At 41.1% G+C, this 22,741-nt stretch carries 23 protein-coding genes and 2 pseudogenes; 12 read left to right on the top strand and 13 right to left on the bottom strand.

Translation table 11 applies throughout. From position 1 onward, the window contains the following. Positions 1-13 precede the first annotated feature (13 nt). Positions 14-1,555 carry an NAD(P)/FAD-dependent oxidoreductase gene (locus tag H6G06_RS12315; RefSeq protein ID WP_190560477.1) on the top strand — a complete coding sequence of 514 codons (1,542 nt, stop codon included), beginning with the start codon at positions 14-16 and terminating at the stop codon, positions 1,553-1,555. A gap of 13 nt (positions 1,556-1,568) precedes the next feature. Continuing rightward, positions 1,569-1,757 (top strand): annotated as a pseudogene (locus tag H6G06_RS27395) (actin-binding WH2 domain-containing protein); the annotation flags it as partial. A 242-nt stretch (positions 1,758-1,999) separates the two neighbouring features. On the opposite strand, the gene H6G06_RS12310 reads toward H6G06_RS27395, so the two are convergent. Next, positions 2,000-3,010 (bottom strand): putative 2-dehydropantoate 2-reductase, encoded by a 1,011-nt coding sequence (locus H6G06_RS12310; RefSeq protein ID WP_190560475.1) that lies wholly within the window; start codon positions 3,008-3,010, stop codon positions 2,000-2,002. 121 nt (positions 3,011-3,131) lie between these two features. On the opposite strand from H6G06_RS12310, the gene H6G06_RS12305 reads away from it, so the two are divergent. Together H6G06_RS12305 and H6G06_RS12300 are read left to right on the top strand one after the other, a co-directional pair. Then, positions 3,132-3,536, top strand: a complete 405-nt coding sequence (locus H6G06_RS12305; RefSeq protein ID WP_190560473.1) for a fasciclin domain-containing protein — start codon at positions 3,132-3,134, stop codon at positions 3,534-3,536. Positions 3,537-3,713: 177 nt separating this feature from the next. After that, the gene (locus H6G06_RS12300) at positions 3,714-4,049 is read left to right on the top strand and encodes a hypothetical protein (RefSeq protein WP_190560472.1); all 336 of its coding nucleotides are present in this window, start codon (positions 3,714-3,716) and stop codon (positions 4,047-4,049) included. 278 nt (positions 4,050-4,327) lie between these two features. On the opposite strand, the gene H6G06_RS12295 is transcribed toward H6G06_RS12300, so the two are convergent. From H6G06_RS12295 to H6G06_RS12285, 3 genes are all read right to left on the bottom strand, one after another. Then, positions 4,328-5,017, bottom strand: coding sequence for an HAD family hydrolase (locus tag H6G06_RS12295; RefSeq protein WP_190560471.1), 690 nt, complete (start codon positions 5,015-5,017; stop codon positions 4,328-4,330). A gap of 88 nt (positions 5,018-5,105) precedes the next feature. Then, positions 5,106-6,167 (bottom strand): 4-hydroxyphenylpyruvate dioxygenase, encoded by a 1,062-nt coding sequence (gene hppD, locus H6G06_RS12290; RefSeq protein WP_190560470.1) that lies wholly within the window; start codon positions 6,165-6,167, stop codon positions 5,106-5,108. A 92-nt stretch (positions 6,168-6,259) separates the two neighbouring features. Continuing rightward, positions 6,260-6,964 carry an SDR family oxidoreductase gene (locus H6G06_RS12285; protein WP_190560469.1) on the bottom strand — a complete coding sequence of 235 codons (705 nt, stop codon included), beginning with the start codon at positions 6,962-6,964 and terminating at the stop codon, positions 6,260-6,262. A 166-nt stretch (positions 6,965-7,130) separates the two neighbouring features. On the opposite strand from H6G06_RS12285, the gene H6G06_RS12280 reads away from it, so the two are divergent. Further along, positions 7,131-7,382: a hypothetical protein gene (locus H6G06_RS12280; protein ID WP_190560468.1), complete on the top strand. Its 252-nt coding sequence runs from the start codon at positions 7,131-7,133 to the stop codon at positions 7,380-7,382. A gap of 128 nt (positions 7,383-7,510) precedes the next feature. Further along, complete coding sequence (locus H6G06_RS27390) at positions 7,511-8,002, top strand: HNH endonuclease (protein ID WP_242039677.1); 492 nt, start codon at positions 7,511-7,513, stop codon at positions 8,000-8,002. A 406-nt stretch (positions 8,003-8,408) separates the two neighbouring features. Here H6G06_RS27390 and H6G06_RS12265 read toward each other — a convergent pair whose 3' ends face one another. From H6G06_RS12265 to H6G06_RS12225, 9 genes are all read right to left on the bottom strand, one after another. Continuing rightward, a complete protein-coding gene (locus H6G06_RS12265; RefSeq protein ID WP_190560467.1) occupies positions 8,409-9,356 on the bottom strand; it encodes a F0F1 ATP synthase subunit gamma in 948 nt (315 codons plus the stop codon). Positions 9,357-9,521: 165 nt separating this feature from the next. Then, on the bottom strand, positions 9,522-11,042 hold the full coding sequence (atpA, locus tag H6G06_RS12260) for a F0F1 ATP synthase subunit alpha (protein WP_190560466.1): 1,521 nt from the start codon (positions 11,040-11,042) through the stop codon (positions 9,522-9,524). 138 nt (positions 11,043-11,180) lie between these two features. After that, positions 11,181-11,735 (bottom strand): ATP synthase F1 subunit delta, encoded by a 555-nt coding sequence (gene atpH, locus H6G06_RS12255; protein WP_190560465.1) that lies wholly within the window; start codon positions 11,733-11,735, stop codon positions 11,181-11,183. A gap of 2 nt (positions 11,736-11,737) precedes the next feature. Further along, the gene (locus tag H6G06_RS12250; protein ID WP_190560464.1) at positions 11,738-12,295 is read right to left on the bottom strand and encodes a F0F1 ATP synthase subunit B; all 558 of its coding nucleotides are present in this window, start codon (positions 12,293-12,295) and stop codon (positions 11,738-11,740) included. A gap of 152 nt (positions 12,296-12,447) precedes the next feature. Next, the gene (locus H6G06_RS12245; protein WP_190560459.1) at positions 12,448-12,939 is read right to left on the bottom strand and encodes a F0F1 ATP synthase subunit B'; all 492 of its coding nucleotides are present in this window, start codon (positions 12,937-12,939) and stop codon (positions 12,448-12,450) included. 147 nt (positions 12,940-13,086) lie between these two features. Continuing rightward, positions 13,087-13,332, bottom strand: a complete 246-nt coding sequence (gene atpE / locus H6G06_RS12240) for an ATP synthase F0 subunit C (RefSeq protein WP_010994186.1) — start codon at positions 13,330-13,332, stop codon at positions 13,087-13,089. 186 nt (positions 13,333-13,518) lie between these two features. After that, on the bottom strand, positions 13,519-14,274 hold the full coding sequence (atpB, locus tag H6G06_RS12235; protein WP_190560457.1) for a F0F1 ATP synthase subunit A: 756 nt from the start codon (positions 14,272-14,274) through the stop codon (positions 13,519-13,521). A gap of 51 nt (positions 14,275-14,325) precedes the next feature. Further along, positions 14,326-14,787, bottom strand: coding sequence for an ATP synthase subunit I (locus H6G06_RS12230; protein WP_190560455.1), 462 nt, complete (start codon positions 14,785-14,787; stop codon positions 14,326-14,328). A 163-nt stretch (positions 14,788-14,950) separates the two neighbouring features. Further along, positions 14,951-16,138, bottom strand: coding sequence for a class I SAM-dependent methyltransferase (locus H6G06_RS12225; RefSeq protein ID WP_190560452.1), 1,188 nt, complete (start codon positions 16,136-16,138; stop codon positions 14,951-14,953). 244 nt (positions 16,139-16,382) lie between these two features. Here H6G06_RS12225 and H6G06_RS12220 point away from each other — a divergent pair. From H6G06_RS12220 to H6G06_RS12200, 6 genes and pseudogenes are all read left to right on the top strand, one after another. Beyond that, a pseudogene (locus tag H6G06_RS12220) lies at positions 16,383-16,661 on the top strand (vWA domain-containing protein); the annotation flags it as partial. Between the two features lie 112 nt (positions 16,662-16,773). Further along, positions 16,774-17,109, top strand: a complete 336-nt coding sequence (locus H6G06_RS27805; RefSeq protein ID WP_338422938.1) for a protein phosphatase 2C domain-containing protein — start codon at positions 16,774-16,776, stop codon at positions 17,107-17,109. Positions 17,110-17,152: 43 nt separating this feature from the next. Further along, complete coding sequence (locus tag H6G06_RS27800) at positions 17,153-17,506, top strand: protein phosphatase 2C domain-containing protein (RefSeq protein ID WP_338422937.1); 354 nt, start codon at positions 17,153-17,155, stop codon at positions 17,504-17,506. Between the two features lie 217 nt (positions 17,507-17,723). After that, on the top strand, positions 17,724-18,005 hold the full coding sequence (locus tag H6G06_RS12210) for a hypothetical protein (RefSeq protein ID WP_190560450.1): 282 nt from the start codon (positions 17,724-17,726) through the stop codon (positions 18,003-18,005). 172 nt (positions 18,006-18,177) lie between these two features. Continuing rightward, complete coding sequence (locus H6G06_RS12205) at positions 18,178-18,483, top strand: barstar family protein (protein WP_190560448.1); 306 nt, start codon at positions 18,178-18,180, stop codon at positions 18,481-18,483. 670 nt (positions 18,484-19,153) lie between these two features. Continuing rightward, on the top strand, positions 19,154-22,549 hold the full coding sequence (locus tag H6G06_RS12200; RefSeq protein WP_190560446.1) for a phycobilisome rod-core linker polypeptide: 3,396 nt from the start codon (positions 19,154-19,156) through the stop codon (positions 22,547-22,549). The last annotated feature ends 192 nt before the right edge of the window (positions 22,550-22,741 follow it).

The following is a 22,741-nucleotide window of genomic DNA, read 5'->3' as shown; positions in this document are numbered from 1 at the left end:
GAAATTAACTATTATGTCCTTAACCGAAGAAATTCTCTCCCAACTTCCCGGAAATGTATTAAACAATTTACGTCGCACCGACCAAATTTTAACATCTCTGCGAACTGACAACCAAACCATCACAGAAGTAGTCAAAAAAAACCCAGAACCTTTAAATTCTGTAGACTGGGATGTAATAATCTGCGGTGGAACATTAGGAATTTTAATAGGTTGTGCTTTAGCTGTGCGCGGTGTGCGGGTAGCGTTGCTAGAAAGGGGAATTTTGCAGGGGAGAGAACAGGAATGGAATATTTCCCGTAAAGAGTTGTCAGTGTTTCGAGAATTAGACTTACTGACAGAAGCAGAATTACAAACAACCATAGTCACCGAATATAACCCCGCACGAGTCAGCTTTCAGGGTGGTACAGAAGTTTGGGTAGAAGATGTCCTCAATATTGGTGTAGACCCTGTTTATCTACTCGCAACTTTAAAAACCCGCTTTCTCGCTGCTGGAGGAAAGTTATTTGAAAATACACCCTTTAGCGAAGCAGTGGTTCACCCCGATGGGGTAATGGTAAATAATGAGTTTAAAGCCAGATTATTACTTGATGGAATGGGACATCTTTCACCTATTAGTAAACAAGCGCGTCAAGGAAAAAAACCAGATGCACTTTGTTTAGTTGTCGGCAGTTGTGCCTCAGGTTTTTCGGAAAATCACTCAGGGGATTTGTTGTTATCTTTCACGCCTTTACAAAATCAATGTCAATACTTTTGGGAAGCTTTCCCAGCTAAAGATGGAAGAACAACTTATTTATTTACCTATATGGATGCAGAACCCCAACGCTTGAGTTTAGAAAATTTATTTGAGGAATATCTCCGCCTTTTACCAGATTATCAAGGTGTAGAAATTAGTCAATTAAACTTTAAACGGGCGTTGTTTGGTTTCTTTCCTAGTTATCGTCAAAGTCCTTTACAAACTCCTTGGAATCGCATTTTACCAGTGGGTGATAGTAGCGGAAATCAATCACCTTTGAGTTTTGGCGGTTTTGGTTCAATGGTACGTCATTTACAAAGATTAACTTTGGGAATTGAGGACGCATTAAAAACAAATCAACTATCAGTTTCTGCTTTAACTATACTTCAGCCATATCAACCTAGTTTAAGTGTAACGTGGTTATTTCAAAAAGCCATGAGTGTGGGTATAAATCAACAAATTCACCCCAATCAAATTAACCAACTTCTCTCGGCTGTGTTTGCGGAAATGCAACAGCTAGGAACACCTGTTTTAAAACCATTTTTACAAGATGTCGTGCAGTTTACGGCTTTAACACAAACTTTGTTAAAAACAGGTTTTTCTCATCCCATATTAGTTGCAAAGATTATTCCCCAAGTCGGTTTATTTAGTTTAATGGATTGGATATTACATTATGTAAATCTGGGGGTTTTTACTGGAATATTTTCTCTAAGTATAATGATAGAGTTTTTAGTTAACAATCTCCCCAGAAATCAACAATATTATTGGCATCGTTGGGTAGATAGTTGGAAGTTTGGTTCTGGTGGTGATTATTCTGAATAATAGATGAAGTAGGCAAAAAACCCGGACTACAATTTTAAAATTCTGCTTATTTCTTTACGGTTTTGTAGGTGTACAATTAGGATGTTTTCTGCGTCCATTTTTTGGTGCGCCAGGTTCTACATTTGAGTTATTTCGAGCAGTAAAAGGGAACTTTCATTTTGATATTGTCCAACCTTTATCAGAAATATTGGGGACAAGATAATTCGTAATTGAGCCGTAGGCTCTGGTAAGGGATAGGGATACGTAATTAGAAACAACTCTTACCTGTCACCTATCACCTGTAACCTCTAAATAATTTCAAGAAGAGAGATGTGTTATTCCATATATTTTTTCCCCTGTTAGTAGCAACAAACCAACCAATTCCCGCCGCTTTGGATAGAATCAAATCCCTTGTTTCAGAAGTAGCTAATGATCATGATTTGAAAGTTTAACTTCAGTACGGGTTTAGATCCCCGATTTCTTGAACGAGTCGGGGTTCTGATTGTTCAGTTTTACTCCTGAACCCTGACTCCTGCTTGAATTTCTGAGTCTTGCATCCAAAAATTTCAACTGTTGATATAAACAACGAATCTGCGGTAAACTTACATCATGTGCTGCTGCTGTTCTTAATGGGTTGCCAATAATTGCTTCTACTTCTAAAGGACGATATTCATCAAAATCAATTTTCATGCTAGTGCGATATGGCTTCATTTTCATAGTGTAATCCAGCATGGTTTGAATGAAACTTTCCGGAATAATGCGCCCTGTACTTTTTGCCCCTAATGTGACTTCATACATTAAACTTTCTACTAAATTACGAGTGGAAATATCTGCCATTAATTCATCAGTTGTGGCATTAAGAATTACAGATAAACCATTGTAGGGAATATTCCAAACCAGTTTTTGCCAACGTCCTAATAATAAATCTTCTGTTAATTCGATTGCAATTCCAGCATTTTGAAAATCTTCAGCAATTTCTTTGATTCTATCTGTAATGCCGGTAGGATGATAATTAGAGGCATATTCACCCAGGGTAATTTGTCCATAGTCTAGATGGCGGATATGTCCTGGCCCCACTTTGTTGGAACAGAGAAAACATAAACCACCCATAACTTTGACATTACCAACTATTTGGGCAACTTCGGCTTCTATACCCAGGCCATTTTGCAATACTAATACCACTCCATCATCCTTTATGACTGGTGGTAATATCTGCGGTAGTAAATGGTTTTGCGTTGTTTTCAATGCCACTACTACCACATCGCAGCGGGGCATTTTTTTTACATCGTTGTATGCTTGAACTTGGGGGAGGTTAAAGTTACCGTCTTTAGATTCGACGACTAAACCATGTTGACTTACCTCTGGATAATCACTTTTGACCAAAAAGTGGACTTTATTACCAGCTTTTTCCAGTTTAGCGCCATAGAAGCCGCCTAATGCACCAGTTCCCAGAATTGCATAACTTAGATTGCCCATTTTATCTATCAAGGAATCTTAGGAAAATCATAAGGGGATATTTTAGCAGGATTTTAAATCAATAAAACTTAAACATGATTTACTATTCTTTAGAACTTTCGCCGGATATGAGGTGACATTAATGGCTGATATTGTTGATATTGCAGTTAGTAATGATTCGTTTAAAACGCTGGTGGCAGCTGTGCAAGCTGCTGGTTTAGTGGAAACTTTAAAAAGTCCTGGTCCATTCACTGTATTTGCCCCTACGGATGATGCTTTTGCTAAGTTACCCCCTGGCACAATTACAACTTTATTACAGAATATTCCTCAGCTAAGTAGAATTTTAACCTATCATGTCGTTCCGGGAAGGCTGACCCAAGCTGATTTAGGAAAACTGGGTACGGTGACTTCTGTGGAAGGTTCTCCCATTCAGATTAATTGTGATGATGGTTGTTTCGAGGTGAAAAATGCCACGGTTTTAGCAGCAGATATTAATGCTGATAATGGTGTCATTCACGTTATCGATACTGTGATTTTGATGGGTTAATTCAGCAATGGTGGGCATTGTCCACCATCTGGTGATTATCTATTTTAAGATCTTAGTTTGCTGAATTCTTTAAAATATGTAAAATAATTAGGTGATTACTCACTCTTACGCTAAGGTTAATTGAGGTAAATAAATGTTAAACTTGTAATCATAAGCTAATCTTATTACCATAAATTAATGCTCGATTTCAACACTTTATCTGAATTTTCTCGCGCCAACTGTGCAGGTATTTGTGCTTTTCTCATACCCGCAAACATCCTGTCCACATTGTTGACAATTATCCTCACATTCATAAACCGCCCCACAGTTCAAATATGGCAAGCTGCTGGATTTGCTAGTATATTCGCTTTTGTAATGATACTGCACGTTTATACTTGGTTTAGCATTGGTGTGGTGATGTTACCGACTTATATTTTGCTGGGTTTAGCAATTACTTGTTTGTTGACTAATTTAGCTGCTATTCTCTGGCGGAGCAATTCTCTACAGGTTTATTTCTGGAAGTATAATAGATAATAAAAATTTTGCCAATATTGGGCAACCTATGCCGATTTTTCCAGATTAAATCTATATAAACCAGGGGGGAGTAATTCTAATTTCTCTCCCCTATAATTTGCTCTCGCCTTTTTCACGAGTTATAGCGTTTCTCGGTTAAGTTAGGTACAAGAACCCCATCCCCAACCCCCTCCCCGCTGTTTCGTGCAGGGGACTATGATATACCTCATGTGATGAGGAAACGCTATCATCAATAACTTCAAGTTATTATTAATTTCCGCTCAGTAGCCTTTTTAGGTTCAAAACTTTACACCAGAGAGAATTAAATCTACAGTGGATCTTAAATCCTGAACAATTAAGTCAGGTTGATAAAGTTCTAATTGAGTGCGATCGCGGATACCACTTTCTACAGCGATCATCTTCACACCGTGTTTTTTTGCTGCTGTGATATCGGCTTCTGTATCTCCCACCATCCAGGTATCAGATGCAGGGGGAAGTTCTGCTAAAGCCCTGGCCATCAACAGAGGTTTATCATCAATGTCACGGGTTTTCACATAGTCGTTACTCAAACAATAACGGCGATTTTCTGGGAAAAAGCCCCCTAAATCGCATTTATTAACAGCATAGTCTAGTTCTCGCACTCGGCGCATTGTCATCACAACTAAATCAATCCCAGCTTGTTGAACTTTGGCTAAGGCATCTAACGCACCGGGAACAAGGCTATCATACTGAAAATAAGGTTGTGTATGTACCGTTTGCTTGCGAATTTTGGTAAATTCCTGTGCCTGTTCGGCATTTAAACCAGATTTGAAAGCAATTTCTTTTTCGGGAGTGTGCGATCGCTTGAGTTGCCAAAATTCCGCTTTAGAAAGTTCTGTCACTGCTTGATCAGGATATCTGGTTTTCTGCAAACACAATTGATAAACACGATAGTAGCGTTCGGAAACATCCATAATCGGTCCATCAAAATCTGTAATTAATCTCAGCATTAGTTGATAATGTTAATTTTTTTCACATTATCTCAGGTAAGAGGGAACAGGGAACAGGGAACAGGGAACAGGGGGGAATAACTAATGACTAATGACCACTGACAAACCCGCGTTTAACTTGTTCGCTTTCAATAGCTTCAAATAAAGCGCGAAAGTTACCTTCACCGAAACCAGCAGCTTGGGAACGACGTTCAATAAATTCAAAGAAAAAGGTAGGTTCATTAAAAATCGGCTGAGTAAAAATCTGCAATAGCAAAGCCCCTAAAGGTGCATCTTTTTGACAATCAACCAAAATTTGTTGTTGAGCGATCGCTTGCAGTTCTGGGGATGATAAAGGCAGTTCTAAACGCTGTTGTAATTGTGTATAGTAGCTGTTAGGAACAGAGAGAAAAGATAAACCAGCAGTACGAAAACGAGCGATCGCACTGATCAGATTTGGGGTACGTAAAGCGATATGTTGAACACCAGGACCCCGATTCACCTCTAAAAACTCCTGAATTTGAGAATTAGCTGAAGCCGGCTCATTAATCGGTAATTGTACCTTACCGTTGGGCGAAATCATCACCTGACTGTGCAAACCAGAACGATCAGTTTGAATCTTAAAACTTTGTTGGGGTTGAAAATCGAGGATGCTTTGATACCAACTGACAGCACCAGCTAAATCACCAACAGCCACATTTAAAACGACATGATCTATAGCTGTAAAACTATCATCAATTCCTAATTGTAACTGACTACCAATAATAGTCCTTTCAACTAATGTATGAGTCAATCTACCCCAAGCTGCAATTTTTGAGTATTTGCAAGATACACCATCTTGGACAGGTTGCAGTATTTTAGCACCGTTGGCGGCTGCTTTTGCCGTCACTGCTGCCACATCTGCCACAGCGAAAGCCACATCTGCAACACCGGGGGGGTGAAGACGTAAAAATTCCGCTACAGGGCTGGTGGGCAACAATGCTGAAGATAGTAAAAAGTGGACATTGCCATTTTTCACAACTTCTGTGTAAGTGTGAAACGATTTTCCCTGATGCACAGGGGTAGGGAAAATCGGACTAACTACTGCTTGAAACCCCAGATATTTGACAAACCAATCGCGCCACGCTTGGGCATCTTCTACATAGAAGTGAACGTGATCAATTTGGAGCATAATTTCTGAAAATCCAGAGCAACAGCTTATTATCAGTAAATTTTGCCTTTTCTGCTAAATTTACGTGTCTTTCCTCAGTAAGAATTCTGAATTTAGAAAAACAGATGATTATCAGGTTGAATGTTAATTTCCATTGGTACAGCTTGAGGTTCAGCAGATACGGCGTAGAAAATAGCATTAGCCGCAGTTTCACAACTCAGCATTCTTTTCCTGTCTACCTTCAAACTCACGTTGTCCCAAAAAGGAGAATCTACCCCACCAAAATAGAACAGGGTGAACTTAATACCAAAGCGTTTGAGTTCTTCAGCCATGCACTTGCTAAAACCCACAACACCAAACTTAGAAGCGGAATAAGCCGCAGCCATGGCCATTGAATGCTTACCTAAAATCCCTACCAAATTACAAATATGACCAGCTCTACGTTTTTGCATTTCCTGGGCAGCAGCTTGAGTGGTGTAAAAACAGCCTTTTAAATTTAGATCCAAAATTCTATCTAACTCTGCCGGTTCTATGTTGTTGTAGGGTTTGAGGATACCTAAACCAGCAGCATTTACCAAAACATCAATTTGACCGAAGTGCGCCAAAGTTGCTTGTATTAATGCGTCTACCTGTTGGGGTTGAGTAATATCCGTGGGTACTGTCAAAACTTTCCCTGGTAACTCATTTGCCAATGTTGTTAACTTTACCTTATCTCTAGCTGCTAGTACCAACTTAGCCCCATTGGTGGCCAGTTTCCGAGCTAAGGCTGAACCAATCCCACCGGTAGCACCAACGACGACAATAACCTTATCCTGCATGACACTTTTTATAATTTACTTTACATTTCTTTACATACTATAGCAGGAGTCAGAGGTCACTGGGGCAAGCTAAGATGATCAAAAACTGACTGCAAATTTTGTCATACTATAAATAGACGTTTGGCAGTAATAATTAACCATTTATAATTATTTAGGAGGTTTGACCATGACGTTACAAGAAATAATTAAATCTCTGGATAATTTATCTATAGAAGATAAAACTTCTTTATTGAAAATCCTTGAGTCTCAATTATCCCAAATCAAAGAACAAGAAAAACAGTTACAGAATAGAGGAGATAGTTTTTGGCAAGGGGTTTTAAAGTTTAGAGAAACAATTAAAAGAGAAGGAATTGAATTTACAGATGAAGATTTTGCAAATCTTAGAGATAGTAGTCCAGGAAGAGAAGTTGATTTATGACAGTTCGCTTTTTATTAGACTCTAATAAGTAAGTGGGCGTTAAAAAATATAATATAAACCTAACCCCCCAACCCCCTTCCCTGCTAGGGAAGGGGGAGTCAAAGCCTCTCTCCTGGTAGGGGAGAGGTTTGGAGAGAGGTTTTATATTTAATTGTGCCAAGTTACTTATTATCTCAGAACCGAGTCGGACAATTCCCAATACTCAGGTTTTAGATCAATTAAATCGCTATCGTTCAGAGGTAGCAGTAGCGAGTGTTGTTGTTCATGAAATCCTTTATGGCTGTTGGCGTTTACCAGCATCTAAACGAAAGGATTCTTTATGGAAATACATTCAAGATTCTGTGCTAAAATTGCCTGTGTTTGATTATGATATCAAAGCTGCAAAATGGCACGCACAGGAAAGAGACGCAAGAGCCAAAATGACAAATAATGCCATTTCTTTTAGTCTACGTCAATTAGTCATTGAACGCGCTCAAGGACGTTGTGAATATTGTTTAATTCATCAAGACTTTTCTATTTACACCCACGAAATTGATCATATTATTGCTGTTAAACATGGAGGTCAAACTTTAGCAGAAAATCTGGCTTTATCTTGTTTACCTTGTAATCGCTACTCTTGATGCCAATAATGGAGAAATTATTCGCTTATTATTCGCTTATTTAATCCCCGGTTACAACTATGGGATAAACATTAGACCTCTCTGGAAATATGGTAGAGACGTTCCGGCGGAACGTCTCTACAAGGGTTTCAAACCACGCACATTTAATTACCGGAGATGTCTATTTTACTTTAAAAAATGCAGAGATTATTGGTAGTACAGATATTGGTCAAGCTACATCACGTTTATTGATGTTTAATAGTTCAAGCAGAGTGCAATCGCGTAAATCATTAATTGATCAAAATTTGTATCCTTAATCATTAAATTTGTTGCTACAGATAGATGATAAATTGAAATTTAATTATTAATAATAACTGATGATTGGACATAGTTAATGTCACAACTACCCCAATCACCAATTACCAAATTATGTAAGAGCTTCCGCACCACCAACAACTTCCAGGAGTTCCTGAGTAATTGCGGCTTGACGGGCTTTGTTGTATGACAAAGATAGAGTTTTAATCAATTCACCGGCGTTTTCGCTGGCGTTACTCATCGCTGTCATCCGTGCTGCTAGTTCACTAGCTGCTGATTCTTGTAATGCTCTTAATAACTGGTTACTCAGGTACAAAGGCAACAAAGAATCAAGAATTTGTACGGGGTCTTGTTCAAAAATCATGTCGCGGGGTAAAGCACGAACTGTGCTAGTTACCTTTTCCCGTTCGACTTGGAACTGACCACCACGAGTTGTTAAGCGGAAGACTTCATCATCTGCTGCTTCTAAACCTTGGGTATCGAGAGGAAGCAAGGTTTGTACAACTGGACGAGAGCTAACCAAAGACACAAATTTGGTATAAACTAACTCAATGCGGTCTACTTTTTCTGAGAGGAACAAAGAAAGTAGCTCGTCAGCGATATTAGTAGCTTCCGCTGCTGTGGGGATTTGTTCTAAGCCGGTGTAACTCGCATCAATTTTATAGTTGCGACGTTGGAAGTATTGGGTAGCTTTGCGGCCGACAATGACAAAGGTAGTATCTAAACCTTCTGCTTGGAGTTCTTTGGCGCGGGTTTCTGCGCGACGGATCACGTTAGAGTTGTAACCACCACACAGACCTCTATCACCAGAAATAACCAACAAACCTACTGATTTAACTTCACGTTTTTTCAGTAGTGGTAGGTCTACATCTTCAAACCGGAGACGAGTTTGCAGACCATACAATACTTGTGCCAAGCGGTCAGCAAAGGGACGGGTGGCAATTACTTGCTCTTGAGCGCGACGTACTCTCGCCGCAGCCACCAGCCGCATAGCTTCGGTGATTTTTTTGGTGTTTTTGACCGACTGAATGCGATCGCGTATTGATTTGAGATTAGCCATAATATTTCACAAGAATTCAGAATTCAGAATACATAAGTCAGAAGTCAGAAGTCGGGAATATTTTTACTCCTGACTCCTGTACGGGCGAAGCATTCGGGCTTTCAATTATCAATTTTTTTCCAAGGCTATTTTCCGAATGCTTCGCCCCTACTCCTGATTCCTTGATTACGCTGTAGCTAGAAAGTTCTTCTTGTAATCAGCTAAAGCTTCCTTGAGGGCTGCTTCTTCTGCATCTCCCAGGACTTTGCTGCCTTGTACTGCTTGGTAGTAGGAGTTCTTGCCGGTCTTCAAGTAATCACGGAAGCCTTTAACAAAGCTGGTGACTTGGTTCACAGCAATGTCATCTAAATAACCGTTAATACCTGCGTAAAGAACTGCTACTTGTTCAGCTACGGACAAAGGGTCGTTTTGGGGCTGTTTCAACAGTTCCCGTAGACGTACACCACGTGCTAACTGGTCTTGAGTGGCTTTATCTAAGTCAGAAGCAAATTGCGCGAAGGCTTGTAAGTCGTCAAACTGTGCTAATTCCAGTTTAATCTTACCGGCAACTTTTTTCATTGCCTTGGTTTGTGCCGCAGAACCTACACGGGATACGGAGATACCGGGGTTTACAGCGGGACGGATACCAGAGTTGAACAAGTCAGAAGACAAGAAAATCTGACCGTCAGTAATGGAAATTACGTTGGTAGGAATGTATGCGGATACGTCACCAGCTTGGGTTTCAATGATAGGTAGGGCAGTCATACTACCTTTACCTAGTTCATCGCTGAGTTTAGCAGCACGTTCCAACAAGCGGGAGTGAATGTAGAATACATCACCAGGATAAGCTTCCCGTCCGGGTGGACGACGTAGCAGCAAGGACATTTGGCGATAAGCCTGAGCTTGCTTAGAAAGGTCATCGTAAATTATTAAGGTCGCTTTGCCTTTGTACATGAAATACTCAGCAATACTAGCGCCTGTGTAGGGAGCGAGGAATTGTAAGGTTGCAGGGTCACTGGCGTTAGCGGCTACAACTACGGTGTAGTCCATAGCGCCTTTTTGTTGTAAGGTTTGGACTACGTTAGCAACCGTGGAAGCTTTTTGACCGATCGCAACGTAAACGCAAACGACATCTTCACCTTTTTGGTTGATGATGGTGTCAATAGCGATCGCTGTTTTACCAGTTTGACGGTCGCCGATAATCAACTCACGCTGACCCCGACCAACGGGAATCATGGAGTCGATAGCGGTGATACCGGTTTGCATTGGTTCGTGTACGGAACGACGAGCAATAATACCGGGGGCTGGGGATTCAATCAAACGGCTTTCGGTGGTTTTTGGTTCACCTTTACCATCAATGGGGCGACCCAAAGCATCGACAACCCGACCAATTAGAGCTTCACCTACAGCTACTTGGGCAATTCTGCCAGTAGCGGTAACGGTGCTGCCTTCTTGGATGTTGCGGCCTTCACCCATCAGTACCGCACCGACGTTATCTTCTTCTAAGTTTTGGGCGATCCCAATGGTACCATCTTCAAATTCTAGGAGTTCCCCAGCCATAGCTTTTTCCAAGCCATAAATCCGGGCAATACCGTCACCAACTTGTAATACAGTACCAACGTTAGCAACTTTGACTTCTTGGTCGTATTGCTCGATTTGTTGTTGGATAATGCTGCTGATTTCGTCTGGTCTAATTGAAATACTCATGTGCCTATGTTCAGTTTTCTTTCGAGACGGAAGAAGTGATTGGTGATTGGTGATCGGTGATTGGTGATTGGTAACTGATCAAACTCTACCCAGTACCCAGTCCCAAGTACCCAGTCCCCAGTCCCCAGTTGCCAAGATTTAACCACTGGTTAAGCGTAAGGAAAGGCGACGTAGTTGACCTCGTAAGCTTGCATCAATAACTTGAGAACCAACTTTGATGATTACACCACCAATTAAATCGCGGTCTATCTTGGTTGCTATTTCTACTTCCCGCGCTTTGGTGATAGCGAGTGCCTTTTCTTTTACTGCTTGCAATTGGGCTTCTGTCAAAGGCACAGCAGAAGTAACTTCTGCTAATACGGTTTGATTAAGTTCCCGTAACAAAGCTACATACTGCTGTAAAATTGCTTCCAAGAAGGCAATGCGTCGTCTATCAACCAAAAACAGTAAGAAGTTGCGTAGGTAGGGGCTAACACCTTCCCCTAATAATTGCTTGAGGAGATTTTTCTTGTTGTCAGGCTGAATAAAGGGATTGTCCAGAAAGTTTTGGAGTTCCCCAGAGCCTGAGAGCAAGTTAATCAAAGTCCGTGCATCTGTCCCAATCTCTTCTGTTAAGTTGTGTGATTGGGCGATGGATAATAAAGCCTGTGCATAAGGCTGGGCTATTTCAGCTGTTGCTGCATTACTTTTCATGCTTAACCTCCCAATTGAGCGATGCTGCGGTCAATAATAGTTGTTTGAGCATCCTCGGAAATGCCAGCTTTCAGTTGCGCCTCAGCTTTTTGCAGTGCTTGATTTACCACTCTTTGACGGAGTTGAGCGATCGCTTTATCGAGTTCTGCATTCAAGTCAGCCGCGCCAGTTTCTTGCATTCGCTGAATATCAGCCGCTGCTTGGTCTAAGATTACTTTTTGAGCAGCCTTAGCACTTTCTTCAGCTTCAGCTTTAATTCTGGTTGCTTCAGCTTGAGCTTGTGTCAACTTTTGTTGAGCCTCTTGCAATTGCTTTGCAGCTGCCGCTGCTCTTTGCTCTGCACTCTTAATTGCTGTTTCAATATTTTCTCGACGAGATTTGAGGGTAGTACCCAGCACTTTCCGCCCGAAAACAAACAGCACAGTAATAATAATGGCAAGGTTAATTAGGTTGGTCTCTAAAATATTAGTATTTAGACCAAAACCACTATGTTCTGCTCCCTCTGCCAGTTCACCTCCGACGGCGGCGGCTTCCGCCATCAACAGTAAAAAAGTCCCCATGATTTTCCATCCACAACTGCGCTGCCAAATTCAAAAATTTCCTGTCAGTGGTCAGTTTTCAGTTATTCAGTGATCAGTTATCAGTGATTACTTCCTTCACTGTTCCCTGTTCCCTGTTCCCTGTTCCCTATTCCTCATGACAATTCTGTGAGTTAGCGTTGGCCTACTAAGTCAGCACCTAACAGCTTCTCTAGTATTTGGCGACTGAGGGCATCTACTTGTGCTTCTAATGAAGCCAAAGCTTGTTGTTTTTGCTGCTCAATTTCACCAGCGGCTTGCTCTCTTTTCGCCTGAGCTTCTTGTTGCGCTGCGGCGATCTTCTGTCCTGCCGTTTTTTGCGCTTCTGCCTGAGCTTGGACAATAATTGTTTGAGCTTGTCTTCTTGCGCCTGCTAGTTCTTGCTCATACTGCTGGGCTAATTTCTCAGCCTTTGACAAGCGTTCTTGGGCTTCCAATTGATTGTTGCGGACGTAGTCATTGCGTCCATCAATGGCGTTACCCAGTGGCTTATAGAGAGTTGCATTCAATATCAGGGCTAAAACTAGAAACTGGATTGCCATCAAAGGCAAAGTCGCATCTAAGTCAAACAAGCCCCCTTCTTTGGCAACTTTTTCTACTGCCAATAAGGTGATCCAGTGTGTCATGGTTGCTTGTTCCTATCTATGATTGTAGTTCTGAGTTATGATTCCTTATGTTATGAGTTATGAGTTAGTGAGTTATGAATTAAACTCCTAACTCTTAACTCCTAACTCCTAAGTTTTGTCACTCAGCACTCAGATTTTGTACTGAAATTATGCGAAGGGGTTAGCAAACAACAGTACGAGAGCAACTACTAGACCGTAGATGGTTAACGCTTCCATGAACGCCAAACTGAGCAACAATGTACCGCGAATTTTGCCTTCAGCTTCAGGTTGACGAGCAATACCTTCTACAGCTTGTCCTGCTGCGTTACCTTGACCAATACCAGGTCCAATTGCAGCCAAACCAACAGCGAGAGCAGCAGCTAAAACGGAAGCAGCAGAAACTAATGGATCCATGATATTCTTTCCTTACTTTTACAGATACGGTTGATTGTTGAACTTGTAGAGTTGTTTTTAGTCAGTTCTAGAAGGCAAAAGGTAAGAGGCAAAAGGCAAGAGTGTTTAATGTTTAATTAATATCTACTCTGTTCCCTGTTCCCTGTTCCCTGTTCCCTGATTCCTGACTTTTTTCATCTGAGGGGTTTAGTGGTGTCCCTCATGCTCTTCGCCATGATGATCTTCCATCGCTTCGCCAATGTAGGCTGCTGCAAGGGTGGCAAAAATTAAAGCTTGAATGGCGCTGGTAAATAAACCTAATGCCATCACTGGCAATGGTACGAACAGAGGCACTAGTAAGACTAGCACGCCTACGACCAGTTCATCAGCTAAGATGTTACCGAATAAACGGAAGCTTAGGGAAAGGGGTTTGGTGAAATCTTCAATAATCTTGAATGGCAACATGAATGAAACTGGTTGCACGTAGTTGCCAAAGTACCCTAAACCCTTTTTGCTGAATCCTGCATAAAAATATGCTAACGATGTCAACAATGCTAAGGCAACAGTTGTATTGATGTCGCTTGTGGGTGCTGTTAGTTCACCTTCTGGCAGATGAATTAGCTTGAAAGGAACCAATGCACCTGACCAATTTGACACGAAAATGAACAAAAACAAAGTGCCAATAAAAGGCACCCAGGGGCGATATTCTTTCTCGCCGATCTGGTTTTTTGCCAAATCCCGGATAAATTCTAGGGCAAACTCCATCAGGTTTTGAATGCCACTAGGGATGCGCTTGATGTTACTGCTTGCCAAGACGGAAGCTAATGTCAACACGCCAATAACAAACCAGGAGGTGAGAAACACCTGTCCATGTAGCTTTAAGTTGCCTATTTGCCAGTACAGATGTTTGCCCACTTCCAATTCGGCAAGTGGAAGGGAGTAGAAGTTCAGAAAATTGAGCATTTTCTTTCCAAATCAATCGCTTCTCCAATCTTAGTGGAGAATAGGAGTCTTTTAAGGTTGCCGGAGCTTTGTGGAATCAGAGATAAACGCCACTCTAACTACGTAGATGATGAGCGTGGCTTTGTAGGTGAGAAATCCCAAAAATATGGGCAGTATTTGTAGTTGATTCAACCGCGATGCGAGTAAAATCAGTCCTACTAATAAGGCTAACCGAGTTTTGCTCAGTGATTGTTTCTCTCTGCCCAAACGCTCTACATCTTTTGCCAACATCCTCAAGTAAAGCACACCTGCACACGCCCCTAATAAATAATTTAGGGCAATGTTTGGGGAGTAAGCAATCCATACAGAGATGAAAATAACTCCTGTCAAGGCAAGCGTGATTACTAACAACTCCTGATAGAGTTGATAGAACTCCTGCATAGAAGAGTCTACCGGTTCTGTATCTTCAGAACCAGATTGAGCATCTTGTAGTGTTGTCGGAGTGGGTGCAATTTGTTCGTCTGACAAGCTCACGGGACTTGAAACCAGTACAGCTAAATATGGTGACTGCACATTCAGTCAGCTGAATCATATCACGTTCTGGTAACAATACTTTAGGAAAAAACAATTAACTTTATTTTTTAGGGAACAGGGAACTCTTAACAGGGAACAGATAATTATTTATTCTCCCCATCTTCTACACTCTCTCGCTGGGTGTTAATAAGAGTAGTTGTTGTTTGAGGAGGTTTTTTACTCCGTTTAAGTCTAGCTCGACTTGGGCTAAAATGCTGGACAATGTGGCAGAACCATCACATTTTTGCATAAACTCAAATTCGGCTGTTGATAAGTTAACAATTTGATAATCGTAATTAAATAAACATTGACTGGGAAACCCATCTATGCAGGGGTTGAGTTCGGGTATTGCTGCTAATAAGCTGTTATCGTCTAACCAGTCGGTTTTGGTGATGGGGGGACGACCAAGGAAAAATTCGTAATGAGTTACTTCTGGATTTAGTAATTCTATCAGGCGGTAACGTTCTTTGGGACTCAATTCTTCTGCTCGTTCAATTAGCTCCGGTGCTTTGCCCAAAAGTCTTTCTAACTGCCAAAATCCAGGATTGGAAAATCCAATAAAATTTAACTCAGAAGCATCTATTAAGTCAAACAATGTATCAATATTGTAATCAAATTCCTGGGGATGGACGTACATATCCGCAAAACATTCATCCCGCTGGTTTTCCATTGCCCAACGTTCTTTTTCTCTCTTGACAAGACGGTTATTTTCTGGTAGAGAAGCAAATATTTTTCTACCAACTTGCACACCATCACGATAGTCACCGCGTTTGTTACCTTGAAGAAGTGCGATCGCTTTTTGCATTAGTTGTATTTCCCATCTTCCCAATTCTCCATACACAAAAATGTGCATTAATCCACCAGGGGCGAGTTTTTTCGCTAATGATTGAATACCACGAATGGGATCTGGTAGATGGTGAAGCACACCAACGCAATTAATTAAATCGAATTGTCCTGGTATTTGTTCCACATCATAAATACTCAGGTGATGAAATTCTACACGGTCAGCACCAGAACTTTGACAGCGTTTTTTTGCTACTTCTAATGTACCAGCACTTAAATCTATTCCTACTACCTGCGCGTGGGGGTTGAGATGTACTAAATATTCTGTTCCGACTCCTGAACCACAACCAGCGTCTAAGATGCGGATATCTTGTTTTTGTGGTTTTCTACCTGTGCAGAAGTTGTAAGCAGCTAACCAATTCCAACGCCAATTATATCCTGGTGGTGGTTCATCCAGGATGGGTTCGGGGGGGAAGGGGTAGGTGTCGTAGAGTTTCGCAACAGCAGCACTTACTTGGGAGTCGGACATGATCGCAAATTAAGGGGATTAACGCAGCATTTCTGAGTTTAGCGGATGGGGGGATTTTGGGCAAAGGGGATGATGGAGGTTTTGGGGTGAATAATTTAAGTGTTTGGTTTCGCGCAAAGACGCAAAGGAGCAAAGAAAGATAAAGATTAATTTAGGGTAAGTTTGGTTTATAGATATTTCAATATTTGTTGTAAAAATAAATAAATCAATATGATGTTATGGTAATTTAAAGTTCTCCAAAATTGACGGTGCGCCTACAGATTATTGGCAAAATGCAGCGCAAAGGGTGAGGAAAGAAGAAGAACAGCGAAGAATGTTGTTTTTTACTGTCGCTGTTCAAAATGCGGATATGAATAAACTTAAACAAATTGCACCACCTGGACGGCCTCCAGCGATGTTAAATGGCTTAGATTTTCGTGCTTTATTTGTTTGGTTTTCCACTTCTATGAAGCGGGTTTCTAGTGGAAAAGTAGGGGAAGCTGTAGCATTACCGCTGGTGGGATGGAGTCAAATTACAACTTAATTTGTAGAAACTAGATCCCCGACTTCTAACATAAGTTGATAATTTATTGACATGATTAAAGAAGAAGTCGGGGATCTTAACCATTAAATTACATTTTGAGGATTTATTAATTGTGGGTTGGAAAGCTATAGCGCGTTCTGCTGTGGGAACAAGTCATCAAGAACAAAAAATACCTTGTCAAGACTGCGGAAATTATCGCATTTTTCATAATGTAATTGTTGGCGCGGTTGCTGATGTTGCTGGAAGTGCTAAATATTCTCATATTGGTTCTACAGTGGCGGTAGGAACTGCTATTAAATATCTGTCTAAAATTAGTGAATATCTCCAGAATAGAAAACGATTTTGGGAAAGGTTTTCTCAACCACTTTCAGAACCAGAAGCGAAAAAACTGTTTACTAAAACCGTTAATCATGTAATCGCAGAGTTAAAAAAAACAAGCAGCAAATAAAGATTATTCTATTAATGATTTAGCTTGTAAATTGTTGGTTTTTGTGGCAACTCCTGAATGGGTTGCCGCTATGCAAATTGGTGACGGTTTTATTGTCATGCGTTGTCAAGATGCAGAATATCAAATTTTGTTTAAACCTGATAAGGGAGAATTTTTTAATGAAACAACTTTTGTAACTTCAGTTAATGCGCTGGAAGAAATGCAGGTAGAGGTATTTCCAGGAAAACAAGGGTTTATTTGTGCTTCTACTGATGGATTAGAAAAAGTACAATTAGATTTAGTGACTGGCAACCTTTCCCGCCATTTTTTAAACCTTTGGAGGCATATTTACGAGAAACTAAACAGCCAGCAAATAATGATCAGTATATTATTGATTTTCTCAATTCAGAAAGATTAAATGCGCGGACTGATGATGATAAAACTTTGCTTTTGTGTCTCTGGGAAAAAGAGATTGAGTAAACATAATTAAATGATGGGCGGGCAGGACTTGTACTGAGCTTGTCGAAGTATGCCCACCCCACAAGAGTTATCTATTTATTGTGGGATGGGCTTCTAGCCCGTCCTAGTCAACAATACTATTTGATATTTATTTCATCCAATTTACTGAAAATTATATGACTTTTTTAATTTGTGGTAGTACAAGTGAAAGAATTACTCTATTAAGTGAAATACCTGATAGTGGAGAAGCTAAAGTTTGGCGCAGCAAAGGTATATATCTAGATACACCATCGGAATCAATAATAGTGAAAGTTAGCACTGCTAAAGCTGCTTTCTGGGCTTGCAATACAGTTTCAGAAATGGTTAATGCAATTCTGGATAAACTTCCTGCATCTTTTACTGATAACAATCCACATATAGATTTGTATAGGAGAGAGTTTCAACTTCCAGAAAAATAACTTTTTTATTCAGGAGTATTTTCTAAGCAAATTAGTCAGCATCAGGATTTACATGATTTTAACATTTACAGGATGTTATTCAAAATAATCTATTTTATCATCCTGTTAATCCTTTCATCCTGGACATCCTAATTCAGACAATTTTACTCACCTATTTCCTCACCATAAATCTATGAATCAAAAAGTTTTCCATCTTAACGGTAAAAAAATCAATAACAAACAAACATTTTTAACCCAAGCTGCTGAAGCAATGGAATTTTCTGCATACTTCGGCCATAACTGGGATGCTATTGATGAATGTATCACCGATTTAACATGGTGTCCGGCTCAAAGATATGTCATATTATATAATCATGCTGATATCTTTGCTCAAGCTGAACCGACGGAATACCAAATAGCATTAGATATTTTCAATTCAGCTAAGGAATACTGGGAAAGTAATAATATTTCTTTCAAGTTTATAGATTGTTTATTGTGATTGTCTGAATCAGGATAACCAGGATTTTAGGATGTACAGGATTGTTATTTATAGATTGTCTGTGAAGATTGAATAATTATAAATTCTGATTCAGATAAAAAATATATTTCCTATCATTCAAAGCAAACCATAAGTTATCAAAAACATCCTGAAAATCCTTTAATCCTGGATATCCTGATTCAGACAAAATAACAAACTTATGAGAATATCCCATCATTCCCAATAGTCGGTTTCAACCGACTTTAGCTTTTAGACAGGGAATTAATTCCCTGGCTTCCTGACAACAGCAAACAAATATTCTCTTAATTAAAAGCATATAATCATATATGTACACGATTAAACTTGATAAAATATTAAAAAATTCTAAAATAGAGATAAATTAGCTACAAAATGTGTTGATAGAGAATGTAACGAAAAGATACAAAAAATCAACATCCCACAGCCTAACCAGAGTATGTACTTATTCCGACAGACAGATTTAGATTACAGATTCGACATACTTCTTAATAAATTAGCAGCGTCACCGCAAAACGTTCTAATCTAAAAACTGAACTGGGTTAATTTACTGGCAGTTTTGCTGGCGTACTATACATAAATACACCAATATGTCAAGCCGCAAAGCAACCCAGACTTAACACATAAACTTATTTATAGGAGTTTTAGAAATCCAATGAGTGTTAAGGCAAGTGGTGGAAGCTCAGTTGCGCGTCCGCAACTATATCAAACCTTACCCGTAGCGACCATTTCCCAAGCGGAACAACAAGACCGCTTTTTGGGAACAGGTGAGCTAAGTGAACTGGGAAGCTATTTTGCATCTGGTGCAAAACGGTTAGAAATCGCCCAGATTCTTACAGAAAATTCTGAGATCATTGTTTCTCGTGCGGCTAACCGGATTTTCGTTGGTGGTTCACCAATGTCTTTCTTAGAAAAGCCCAGAGAACGGGAACTAGCAACCGTTGGTGCAGGTTCTGCTAGTGTTCAAGAAGGCATGATGCTAGGAACAGTCACCTACGTTGAAAGTCGTGGTGGCTTCTTTGAAAACCTGCGTTCTATCTTCAACACCTCCGCTGGTGGACCAACACCCCCAGGTTTTAGACCCATCAACGTTGCTCGTTACGGTCCTAGCAACATGGCCAAGAGCTTACGGGACTTATCTTGGTTCTTGCGCTATGCTACTTATGCCATTGTCGCTGGCGACCCCAACATCATCTCTGTGAATACCAGAGGTTTGCGGGAAATTATTGAAAATGCTTGTTCTGGTGAAGCTACCATCGTGGCTTTACAAGAAATCAAATCAGCATCTTTGTCATATTTCCGCAAAGACCCTGTAGCCACAGAAATTGTCACTCAGTATATGGATGTGTTGCTGACTGAGTTCAAAGCACCCACACCATCTACAAAAGTTCGCCAACGTCCTTCCAGCGACCAACAAGGTTTACAACTGCCGCAAATTTACTCTAACGCCGCAGAACGTCGTCCCAAGTTCGTCATGAAACCTGGGTTGTCTGCTTCTGAAAAAACTGAAGTTGTCAAAGCTGCTTATCGGCAAGTATTTGAGCGCGACATTACCCGTGCTTATAGTTTGTCACTCTCTGACTTGGAATCCAAAGTCAAAAATGGCGATATCTCCATGAAGGAGTTTATTCGTCGTCTTGCTAAATCTCCCCTTTACCAAAAACAGTTTTACCAGCCTTTTATTAACAGTCGGGTCATTGAATTAGCATTCCGTCACATTTTGGGACGTGGACCAAGCAGCCGGGAAGAAGTCCAAAAATACTTCTCCATAGTTTCCAACGGTGGTCTACCAGCTTTAGTTGATGCTTTGGTAGATTCTAACGAATACAGCGATTACTTTGGTGAAGAAACAGTTCCCTACATCCGGGGTCTGGGTCAAGAAGCTCAAGAATGTCGCAACTGGGGACCACAGCAAGACCTGTTTAACTACAGTGCGCCTTTCCGGAAAGTACCTCAGTTTATTACCACCTTTGCTGCTTACGAACAGCCATTACCCGACCAACATCCCTATGGTTCTGGTAATGACCCCCTAGAAATTCAATTTGGCGCAATTTTCCCGAAAGAAACCCGCAACCCCAGCAGCAGCCCTGCACCTTTTGGTAAGGATACCCGCCGGATTTTGATTCACCAAGGGCCTGGTATCAATAACCAACTCAGCAACCCCAACGCACGGAGTGTAGCTCCTGGTACTTTGGGCGCTAAGGTGTTCAAATTAGACCAATTACCCGGTACTATCGGCAAAAAAGCGGCGAAGGGTGCGAGTGTTAAATTCTCGGAAAGCTCTACCCAAGCGGTAATTAAGGCTACTTACCTGCAAGTGTTCGGTCGTGATGTTTATGAAGGTCAACGCCTGAAGGTTGCAGAAATTAAGCTGGAAAACGGCGAAATCACTGTCCGTGAGTTTGTGCGGATGTTGGCGAAGTCGGATTTATTCCGCAAGATGTACTGGACTTCTCTGTATGTCTGTAAAGCGATTGAGTATATTCACCGTCGCTTGTTGGGTCGTCCTACTTACGGTCGTCAAGAGAACAATAAGTATTTTGACATTGCTTCTAAGAAGGGCTTCTATGCTGTTGTTGATGCCATCATTGACAGTGAAGAATACAGCCAAGCATTCAATGAAGATACAGTTCCTTACGAACGCTATCTAACTCCTGCTGGTGTGTCCTTGCGTCAACTGCGTGTTGGTACTATCCGTGAAGATGTCAACAAGGTTGAGAAGGAAGTCACCCCCCGCTTTGTGGAGTTGGGTGAAGTTACAGAAATGCGAACCCAACCAGATATTGAGTTCCGCATTAACCAAGGTGTTACTAAGCAGCGTGAGCAAACCAAGGTCTTCAAGCTGACAGCAAGTAGCAATGACAAAGTTGCAATTGAAACTCTAATTAGCGGCGCTTATCGGCAGATTTTCGAGCGCGATATTGCACCTTACATTGTTAAAAACGAGTTCACGGCTTTAGAAAGCAAATTGGTGAACGGTGAAATTAGCGTTAAGGAATTTATTCAAGGTTTGGGTTACTCTAGCCTGTATCTGAAGGAATTCTATACACCTTATCCCAACACGAAAGTCATTGAGTTGGGTACTAAGCATTTCTTAGGTCGCGCACCTATTGACCAAGCAGAAATCCGCAAGTATAACCAAATTCTAGCTACTCAAGGTATTCGTGCCTTTATTAGCGAGATGGTAGATAGTGCGGAATATCGTCAGGTGTTTGGTGAAGATACTGTTCCTTACCGTCGCTTCCCCACTTTACCCGCTGCTAACTTCCCCAATACCGAGAAGCTTTACAACCAACTAACCAAGCAAAATGATGATTTGGTTGTACCTAGCTTTGAAACAGTTAAGCCTCGGATTAAAACTGAGAATACGCCAATGTTAGCGAATGCGATCGCAGATTTGGCGGCTAAATCCAAGCAAATGGACAAGACTAAACCCTTGTTTATTGAATTGGGTCGTTCTTTCAACGATGGCCGTGGTCAGTCTGTGGAAGTTGGTGTAGGTACAAGCCGCCGCAAACCTGCCCGTATTTACCGCGCTACTACTGGTACAAATTCACCAGAAACTAATCAGGTAATAAATGCTATCTACTGTCAGGTAATGGACGTATTTAGCGGTCAAGTTCCTGAATACTTCCGCCGCAGTGACTTAGATAGCAAACTGCGTAATGGTGAAATTACTGTGCGTGAGTTTGTTCTAGAACTGGCTAGTTCAGAAATCTATCGCAAGCGGTTCTACACTCCTTATCCCAATACCAAAGTGATTGAGTTCTTATTCCGTCACTTATTGGGACGCGCACCCGCTACACAAGGCGAAATCCGTCAATATAACAAAATATTGGCTGATAGCGGTTTAAGGGCTGCTGTAGAAGCGATGGTAAATAGTCCAGAATATGCTCGCTACTTCGGTGAAGATGTTGTTCCTTACAACCGCTTCCCCTCTTTACCAGCGGGTAACTACTTGGGTAGCGTCAAGGCTGATGCTGACCTAGTAAAACAATCATGGTCTAGCTTATCTCCTTCTGTTCTCACTGGTCGCGGTGGTAACAAGTAGGTGACAGGTGACAGGTGACAGTGAAGAAAGCAGGGGAGGCAGGGGAAGTTGGGGAAGCAGGGGGAGAATATTAACTTTTGCCTCTTGCTTTCTGTTCCCTGTTCCCTGTTCCCTGTTCCCTGTTCCCTGTTCCCTGTTCCCTGTTCCCTGTTCCCTGTTCCCTGTTCCCTGTTCCCTGTTCCCTGTTCCCTG

Origin of the sequence: Anabaena sphaerica FACHB-251 (assembly GCF_014696825.1) — a bacterium.
In the GTDB taxonomy this organism is placed as follows: domain Bacteria; phylum Cyanobacteriota; class Cyanobacteriia; order Cyanobacteriales; family Nostocaceae; genus RDYJ01.
The sequence above is the reverse complement of the archived record's forward strand: the minus strand, read 5'-3'. Positions and strand labels throughout refer to the sequence as shown.